The organism is Blautia sp. aa_0143 (assembly GCF_004167315.1).
Lineage (GTDB): Bacteria > Bacillota > Clostridia > Lachnospirales > Lachnospiraceae > Blautia_A > Blautia_A fusiformis.
Window position 1 is genome coordinate 81,898 of sequence record NZ_RCXU01000017.1, and the last position, 8,623, is coordinate 90,520.

At 42.0% G+C, this 8,623-nt stretch carries 10 protein-coding genes; all 10 read right to left on the bottom strand.

The features are described from left to right. Positions 1-233: 233 nt before the first annotated feature. The 10 genes from EAI83_RS10255 to EAI83_RS10300 all read right to left on the bottom strand — a co-directional run bounded on the left by EAI83_RS10255 (position 234) and on the right by EAI83_RS10300 (position 8,471). Positions 234-2,141, bottom strand: a complete 1,908-nt coding sequence (locus tag EAI83_RS10255; RefSeq protein WP_023843669.1) for an AAA family ATPase — start codon at positions 2,139-2,141, stop codon at positions 234-236. A 38-nt stretch (positions 2,142-2,179) separates the two neighbouring features. Further along, positions 2,180-3,907 (bottom strand): MobQ family relaxase, encoded by a 1,728-nt coding sequence (gene mobQ, locus EAI83_RS10260; protein WP_003864580.1) that lies wholly within the window; start codon positions 3,905-3,907, stop codon positions 2,180-2,182. Further along, positions 3,907-4,272, bottom strand: a complete 366-nt coding sequence (locus EAI83_RS10265) for a DUF3847 domain-containing protein (RefSeq protein ID WP_015543456.1) — start codon at positions 4,270-4,272, stop codon at positions 3,907-3,909. The genes mobQ and EAI83_RS10265 overlap by 1 nt, the downstream gene beginning before the upstream one ends. 200 nt (positions 4,273-4,472) lie before the next feature. Continuing rightward, positions 4,473-4,703, bottom strand: a complete 231-nt coding sequence (locus tag EAI83_RS10270; protein WP_003864582.1) for a hypothetical protein — start codon at positions 4,701-4,703, stop codon at positions 4,473-4,475. After that, positions 4,691-5,257, bottom strand: coding sequence for a DUF3990 domain-containing protein (locus EAI83_RS10275; protein ID WP_020944841.1), 567 nt, complete (start codon positions 5,255-5,257; stop codon positions 4,691-4,693). Before EAI83_RS10275 ends, EAI83_RS10270 begins: the two co-directional genes overlap by 13 nt. Continuing rightward, entirely contained in the window at positions 5,250-5,474 is a 225-nt protein-coding gene (locus EAI83_RS10280; RefSeq protein WP_003864584.1) for a DUF3791 domain-containing protein, read from the bottom strand. The genes EAI83_RS10275 and EAI83_RS10280 overlap by 8 nt, the downstream gene beginning before the upstream one ends. Positions 5,475-5,796: 322 nt before the next feature. Next, the gene (locus EAI83_RS10285; RefSeq protein ID WP_003864585.1) at positions 5,797-7,308 is read right to left on the bottom strand and encodes a hypothetical protein; all 1,512 of its coding nucleotides are present in this window, start codon (positions 7,306-7,308) and stop codon (positions 5,797-5,799) included. Between the two features lie 112 nt (positions 7,309-7,420). Continuing rightward, the gene (locus tag EAI83_RS10290) at positions 7,421-7,603 is read right to left on the bottom strand and encodes a DUF6440 family protein (RefSeq protein ID WP_003864586.1); all 183 of its coding nucleotides are present in this window, start codon (positions 7,601-7,603) and stop codon (positions 7,421-7,423) included. Positions 7,604-7,636: 33 nt separating this feature from the next. Further along, entirely contained in the window at positions 7,637-7,951 is a 315-nt protein-coding gene (locus tag EAI83_RS10295; protein ID WP_040466130.1) for an L-2-amino-thiazoline-4-carboxylic acid hydrolase, read from the bottom strand. 94 nt (positions 7,952-8,045) lie between these two features. Next, positions 8,046-8,471: an N-acetyltransferase gene (locus tag EAI83_RS10300; RefSeq protein WP_003864588.1), complete on the bottom strand. Its 426-nt coding sequence runs from the start codon at positions 8,469-8,471 to the stop codon at positions 8,046-8,048. Positions 8,472-8,623 lie beyond the last annotated feature (152 nt).

Sequence of the window (8,623 nt, forward strand, 5' to 3'; positions counted from 1 at the left end):
CCCGAAAGGCTCCGGTCTGTAAATATCAGGAGGCAGCCACACCCTGTCACAGGTGCTTCCCCGTAACATTGCTGTTACCGGATAATCATACCATTATATCCGCCATATTACAATTCATTTTTGTTCCAGATTCACAGCAATCCTTATTCTGTATGGATACCTGCTATTTCCGTTTGATTGCCTTGCACCGGCAGACGGCAGACGGCAGATAGGGTATCTATAAAGCCTGCCGTTCACTCCAAAATTCTGCCGTCACCCATTCTCCCTTGTTTTTTTAATCGAATGGTATTTTCCTGCTTTTCATTCATCCGATAATCCAGTTCTTCTTTCATCCGGCTTCTGGCTTCTCGCATGGTTCTCTGGGAGATTCCCTGTGCTTTTGCCTTTTCATCCAGTTCCCGGATTGTGACTGCATTTCCGTCTGCAAGCAGTTCATAGATCAGTTTCGTTCCCCGTTGCAGTTTTGTTTCTGTCGGCTTTCCTTCCTTTCCGTCCAGAAGATCATCTGCGGAAATCTCATAAGCTCCCACCCAGCGGAATCCTTCTTCATCTCCAAGTTTAAATGCCATCGTCTCACCTGGAGGTGCAAGAGAACTTTTCTCATGGATCAGTACTCTTGTTGTCGGGTCTTTCTTTACTTTCCCGATAAAAAGCAGGCTTCTCACCGCCGCCATGATATCAATAGAACCAAGTCCCCGGTAAGTACTCTGTGTCCCTGAAGATTTATTCAGATGTCCGATCAGCACAATCGCACAACCGGTCTTTTCAGCGATCATTCCCAGTTTCCGGAATACCGGACGGACTTCATTTGCCCGGTTCATATCCACATCGGCACCGATAAAAGCCTGTACCGGATCAATGATTAAAAGTCTGACCTGATTCTGACGGATTGCTTTTTCAATACGGTCATCGGATAACGTCAATGCTTCCTCTGTATCATCAATGACCATCACCCGACTCAGGTCTGCTCCTGCTTCCACCAGCCTCGGCTTAATCGTATCTCCCATACCGTCTTCTGCAGTCTGATAGATCACATTAAAAGGTTCAATCTCTTCCATGTTCGGGAAAGTCTTACGGTTCGTGCAGGCTGCGGTCAGCATCATGGCAAAATAAGTTTTTCCCTCTCCTGGATTGCCCTGAATAATCGTCAGTTTTCCAAATGGCAGATAGGGAAACCACAGCCATTCTACACTGGTCTGTTCAATGTCTTCATAACACAACATCGGCACCAGTTCTTCCTTCTCCGGTACTTTCATTGTAACTGTTTCAATGATTGATTTCTTCCTGTCTGCATTTTTATCACAGAGGATTTCATTCCAGTCCTTTCGGGACGGTTTCAGACGGATGACACTGTATCCGTCCGGGATTTCTATTGCCAATTTCTCACTGGCTTCATTCCCTGCATGGTCATTATCCAGGCACAGGAAAACCGAAGTAATCTGAGGGCGTTCAGAAAGAAAAGCCATCAGTGCCGCACTGGAAATGCCACCCAGACTCAGGTAGCTCCGCTTTTTCCAGTCTTTGGGAAATAATTGGATAAAAGAAAGCAGATCAATGGCTGCTTCAAACACAAACAACTGATTATCCGTCCCTCTGTGACAGAATCCGTAAGATTTATCAGATTCAGCCACATCTCCCCGGTATTTTGTTTCACCAGTTCCCCTGCAATGGGCATATCTTGGAATACCGTCTGCATCTCTGCCAACAAACACCACATTATGGTGCTTCTTTTCTTCATAAATATCCCCACTGCCGATCCATTCCTCCACCATATTCTTTTCAATCCCTCTGTTTTCTGTCAGATATCTGATGATTCTATCATTATTTTCCTCTTTCTCTGGTAATCGGAAGTCAGGGGACGGGGCGGGGCAGGTACTGTTCCTGCCTTCGCCTTCCTCCCCGGTTAGCATCTTGACAGCTTCCGGAAATGTGGCATTGTAAAATTCCATCACAAAATCCACCGGATAGCCACCCCTCCCCTGACTGTGCCTGTACCACCGGTTTCCGGATACCGTTACACTGTCATGCTTTTTCCAACGGTATTCCTTTCCGCTTTTCCCTAGTTGTTCTCCCTGTGCGCTCAGAAAAGAAACAAGATCTGTCTGATTTGCTCTTATAATTTGTTCTTCTGTATACTGCATTTTGCTCATCCTTTCCCGTCTGTCCTGCTGACAGACTGTTATAAACTCATGTCATAGTTTCGCTTTTTCTTCACTGCCTGTTGTTTTGCATCACGCTCTGCACACTCTTTCTTTTTTTCATCCAGTTTTCTCAGAAGAGAGGTCTTCTTTTCTGGATTCTGCTCCGACTGGTTCAACGGCTGTTGCTCTGCTTTCCCGTTTTCTTCAAGAATCTCTTTCGCCTGAACTGTGTAAAATGTCGGGAACTTCACCTGCTTCTCCCTTTTTTCTTCTGAACGCCCGGAAGTATCTGCTTCTGCCATTTCCCGGTCACGTCTGGCAATATCCGCACAGCTCTGTACCTTTTTCACAAAAGTTAGTTCCTCCTGGTACGGCTGATTATCTGCTTTCAGCTCTTCGATCCCCGCCTGAAGTTCTTCTTTCTCCCGTTTCCATCTGGCAGTTGGCACTTTTCCATTTTTATCCAGATGTTGTTTCAGTTCCCGTTCACATTTGCGGTAATAATTGATTTCTTTTTTATGCTGCTGATAATATCTCTCCCGTCTTTTCTGAAAATAGAAATGGTTATACTCATCAATCAATGGCTGATTTGTTTTTATTACCTCTGCCATCTTTTCCAGATTCTCAAGTTCCTTTAACTGTTTCCGCTTTTCAGAAATTTCTTTTTTACTGACAGAAACAACACCGTTCAGTTCCTCAATCCGTTCCTGCAAGTCATCCATCGTTTCTATCTGATGTGTCTGAAGATAACTGATGGATTTTGCAAACTCCTGTAAATTGGAGAGATTCTTACCTCTCTGTTTCATCTCCGCATAAAAATTGGGAAGTGGTGGTCTGCCCTGTGTCTTTTTATCATAATAATCCTGCAGGCTTTCCAGCAGTGTCGGGTTCTGCCTGCGATCCAGCTCTGCTTTCATTTCCTCATAAGCTGTCTTCATCCACTGAATGGATTCTTTCAGAGAAATAAACATCTGGTTAAACTGCCGGATTGCCCGGTTCAATTCTCCGATCACCGTTTTGATTCCCTTTTTCTCCATTGCCCGGACTTCATATCCCTCATGGATGGTCGGGATCAGGTCAATCCCCTGTTCTTTGTAGGAACGGTGGTCGATTCTGGATGCCATGTGGCACTCCCTGAATTTCCCATTTACTTTCTCTGTCCATGCCCGCCGCCATTCTTTTAAAAGCTCCGGATCATTCCATCCGGTAGTAGAAACAGCATTGAACATATCTTTTCCTTTGGCATCCTTCACCCGGTTTCCATCCTCATCAAGAATATATTCCCTTCTCTGCTTATTGCCCCAGATTCCTTCCTCTGTAAAAGGACGGATTGGGACAAGCACATGGAAATGGGGATTATCCGGTTCTTCTTCATTTTCCGCTTTTCCCTCATGGACTGCCAGATCCACGATCATGCCACGTGCCACAAACTGCTCCTGGCAGAACTCTTTTGCCAGTCTGATATTTTCCTCAAGTGTCAATTCATTCTGCAGTGCAATGTCAAACGAATAGGCAAGCTGTGCCTTGTTGTTCCGTTCCACATGCTCCACCTCGTTCCAGAGTGTTTCCCTGTCAGTCAGACGCTCTGGCACATACTCCGGTGTCAGGATTTCTGTAAATATCACACCTGACTTGCTCGTATAATCGTGTATCTTGTTGTAATAACTGTCAAAAATCCTCTGCCCGGAAATATAGGCTGCGGAAGCGACCACCATCTGCCCTTTCCCTCTGGATACATTCCTTACTGAAAAATGATACAGTGCCATTAACTGTCATCTCCCTTCTCTGTCTTTTTTACTGCTTCTGCAATCTGCTGTTGATCTTTGTGTAAGGCGGCTATATGAGCCTGCCGCACAATACTCTTGTTGTAACTGCTGTTCTGCAGTTGATTCATCATGTCCTGGACGTCTTCCTGTTCCAGATCTCTGGACAGCGGAAATACTTTCTCAAACTCTGCCCCTTTGACAATCAGCCGGTGGGAACGTTCCCTGCGTTCTACCAGCTTCTTCCGCTGCTCCAGAATGTTTTTGTGGTGAATTGCTGCCTCCAGTTCCTGTCTGCTCTTTTCCATGTTGGCCTTCAGTTCCTCCAATGACATGGATTCATACTTTGGATTTTTTGCTCTGCTCATTTTCTTGTACTCCTTCTTTTTTCTGTAAACAAAAAGAACCGGCTTATTCATGAATGCCGATTCCTGGGTATAAAAAACTGAGGTCGTTGTCCTGTGATTAGGAAATGCTGACCTCAGCGTTTTTGAAATATTTAATTGTTGCTCCTTGGAATGAAAGTCTTTGTCACCATTGTCGTATAAATTTAAACTCACATCCCATATCAGGATTTCTTTAATTCTTCCATATACAGTTCAGCTATATATGCCGGACCAGTGCACCACAGCTTTGTCTTCTCATCATACAGTGCTTTTCCTGTCTTTGAACACAAAAAATCTGTCAATACCTCGTTTCTGTCCTTGCCTGTCTCTTCTGCGATTTCATCTGTCACCATAGTGATCAGAAGGTCGATTGTATAATTCATTTTTTCCTTTGGAATTGTTACTTCAGCCATATCTTCTCACCTTTCACAAATTTCAGACACTCAATAGCTGCCTCAGTTTTAAAGCAGTATTGATCTTTCAATTTATTCGGCAGCAACTGTCTGATACAGAAATCGTCTGCTACTTTATCACCTGCAGTCCCAAAAGCACCCGCAAGATAAGCGGTAAGAGTAGCGTTTGTTGCATCATCCGCAATCTTTCCTGCAATGATATCATATTTTGCCATTTCACGTTCAACCTCAATAAACATTTTTTTCTTTCGGTGAGCGGCGATACAATGTAACCAGTCCACATCTGCATTTTCAAAAATATGCGTTTCAAGATTTTCTGAAAGTTTGAATTCAAAAGTTGAAATATATCCAAACTTCTGCCCCTCTTCAATTGTTCCGGTTGCGATGGCTTTGGCTATTGAGGTTCTCAGAAAACTTTCTGCCTGTTCCTTTGATGTGGTTAAATAAAATCCCTGTCCAAAATCTTTTCTCTTTGCACATTTGGCAAGATCTGGCTCTTTTACTTCACAATAACTTCCATGATAGAGAACAAATCCATCTTTTAACTCAAGCACTAATCTCTATCCCCTTTCTTTGCAAAAATTCAGTAATATCTTCAAGCACAGCTTCATCGCCTTCACAATGAAAAATCCCATAGCATTTTTCTATATATCCAAGAACATCGGCTTCTTTAAACAAGTGGATAATCTGTTCAACAGGTAAATGCCACTCTTCTGAAGCAAGCCGGATTAGTCTTGTTTGCATAAAAGTAATCTCTGTTTTCTCACTCATTATGAATCCTCCTCATTTTCTTAGTCAGTAAAACCGGAATTGTTGATTACCAAGGCATATTTCCAAATCGACTAATAAAAGTTACTGTTAGTCCGGTTTTATCAATCATTGCAAGTTTTACGATTGCGCCTGTACTGTTTGCTTTCCTCCGTCGACATTCAAATCTGTTGCCGTGGCACCTGGATCAGCGCAGTTCACCTCTTATGTCTTGGAGTCCTTTTGCATACTTCCAAAAGAACCCAGTCCGCTTGAAACATTTACGATAATAGTTTTATTTTTTCTCTCATTGTCATACAATGCACCTACTTCCCCAGAATTTATTTTACCACGTATTCTTCTGTTCGTCTGTCACCTGCATCGTATCTGCATTTACCAGATAAAAATCTACCAATTCGGTCTCGTAATTGCCATCCGGATATACTTTTTCTAACACCAGTTCTTCGCAGGAATTACCATCTGCATCTGTCTTGGAACCATTATCGTACAGACAGTATCTCACATTTACCGTATTACCGTTCTTTGTTTCCTGCGTTTCGCTGACGACAGCATAGACTTCTCCCTTTGCATTCGCCGTGTAACTGAACGCCATATTTTGAAGTGTATTCTGCTCCTGAAGGTAATTATAAACTGCCAGCATTGCATTTTGAATTGTCAGACCATCATGCTGCCCTTCTGTCTCGTAATCTTCTATGGTATTTCCACTCTGAATATCCTCTGAATCTGTTGAATTCTCTGTATCCAAATCCGGTAATTCTGTAGTATCCTCTTCTTGATTATCTTCTTCATCTATTGTATCCGAAGACCACCACAGACCATCCATACTCTGCATAACAAATGGATTATTGGTTCTGTATCTCCGTTCACCACCATAATCTTCCTGCACAGTTATATACGTATATTTGCTGTCACAACCAGTCACCGTTTCTGTTCCATCCATTCCGAACACTACACTCAGACCACTCATTCCAATAATCAAAAGTGCAAATATCGCAGCAGCTCCATAGACAATTATCAATGCCACTTTGTTTTTACCGAATTGTATGGATAATGCCTGGCAATTGTGTCTGTATAAACTCACGATCCCCCAGATCAAAAGAACCGCCAGACTGATTGTAATAACAGTAATCGATATTTCTGCGAAACGATATCTCACTTCATATCCCATATCACGTTTTATACCATACCACAATCCATAGAAGAAGGTACTATACGCAAGAACCAAAGTAATGATACTGATCCGTATCGGATGCTCTTTTTTATCCGGCACTGCCTTCTTCAGTGCCTCTGCCATCTGCGCTGCCGCTCTCTGCTCTATCCACATAGCAAGCTCTGCTTTTGACGGATATGTGCATTTAGTATCCGGAATCCCTGCGTAACACATCTGGCTCTCTTGAATCCCTGTCGCATCTCCTGCTGCCATTGCTGTAACCACTTTCAGGTAATAATACAACTTCAACTGTGCTGGATTGAATTTATCTATACGAATATCTGCCAGCTCCTGTGCAGCCCGTTCATAATTGTTAAGGAGTACACTCATCCGTGCCATAACCAAAAGCATCTGATTCGCTACAGCAGGGTAACGGTGATATTGCTTCTCATATAAATACCGTGCATACTCATGTCGTTCTTCCGGTGTTAACCGATAGGACTTCTTTCTATTCTGTGCCAGCATCGCAATTCGCAGACCATAAGCCAATTCCAAAATTGCAATCAGCTGGCAGATAAATGCACCAAATCCCCAGATATCCGTTGTATACCGCACATAGGTCACCAACACAATGCCTAGCATTGCCGGAATCACGATCAACCATTTTGTCCAACCTGATCTTCTCATAAAAATCTCCTGAATTGTTTTTCTGAATATAGTATATTACCGCACACACCAATCGACCATATACATATTGTGACGATGCTGTTACTTACCATAACAGTTGCTGTTTCTAAGGTCATCTATTTATAGCCTGAGAAATAACTGGTTTCCCATCTCTGTCCAACAATGGAGTCAGTCCACCTGAATACCCACATGCATGATATAAATAATTCACACCAGTTTCCTTATCCACCCATATCTCAGTAGTAGTTAATGCTCCCTGAGAATATATTTTTTCAAATCTCTCTTCTTTCGCCATTTTCAATTTCCTCCCATAATCAATTTTTCGGTTTTATAAAAAATGTTTCTCTGTTACTTTCTCGATTGTATCATGACATACAGTTCCATCTTCGGCAATCGTCGATTTTCTGATAAATCTCGAATGATGCTTTAATACTCCATAAGCATACCAGTCATGGTTGCAAAATACTTTGCAGAACTCTGCATAGCCATGTTCCTTACAGGTATCGAAATACAGACACCTGCTGATTTCATAAGTAAATCCACTATCATCATCCTGCAAAATTTCTGTCTCCCAACATACCTTTTTTTCGCCCTCCAGATCATCTACCAGAGACTGTCTCACAATCTTATAGCCATTCGGCAATAAATCGACATGCTTTTTTCTCTTTTTCCGTTACCATATTTTCTCCCAACTTGCACACTAAGTCATAATTTTCCAAACACTAAAACTTGAATTTCTATTTCTGCTGCCATGCCATTACATAGTCTTTTTCTCCAGTAGCTTCATCCAAACCGCTATACTGAATCTCAAATCCTTCTCTTTGATAAAAGGATATTGCCCGTGTATTTTTTTGATATACATTTAAGATTAATTTGTTTCTTTTTCCCTTTACATAGTTTAGCAAAATTTTACCTATACCTTGAGATTGCATTTCGGCAGAAACAAAAATACCTTCAATGTATTCGTTACTTAACCCTATAAAACCCTGTATTTCCTGTTTATCCTCGTAAACATAGACAGTTGCCTGTAATAGAAGTTCTTTTACTAACTCAAAATTACTTTTCCAATATTGAGCAGAGATAAAATAATGTGTCTTTATATTTGTATCTAACCATATTTCTGCAACTTTATTTATATCCACTTTCCGTAATTCTCTAATCATAACGGTGATGCTCCTCAAACTCCGATTTTCTCAATTTTTCAGTCGAGTAGACTAAGACCTCTCAATCTTAGCCCATCACAGATCCGTACGTGCGGCTTTCCCGCATACGGCTCCTCATAGTAACATTCGCTTCAATATAAACAATAGTACGT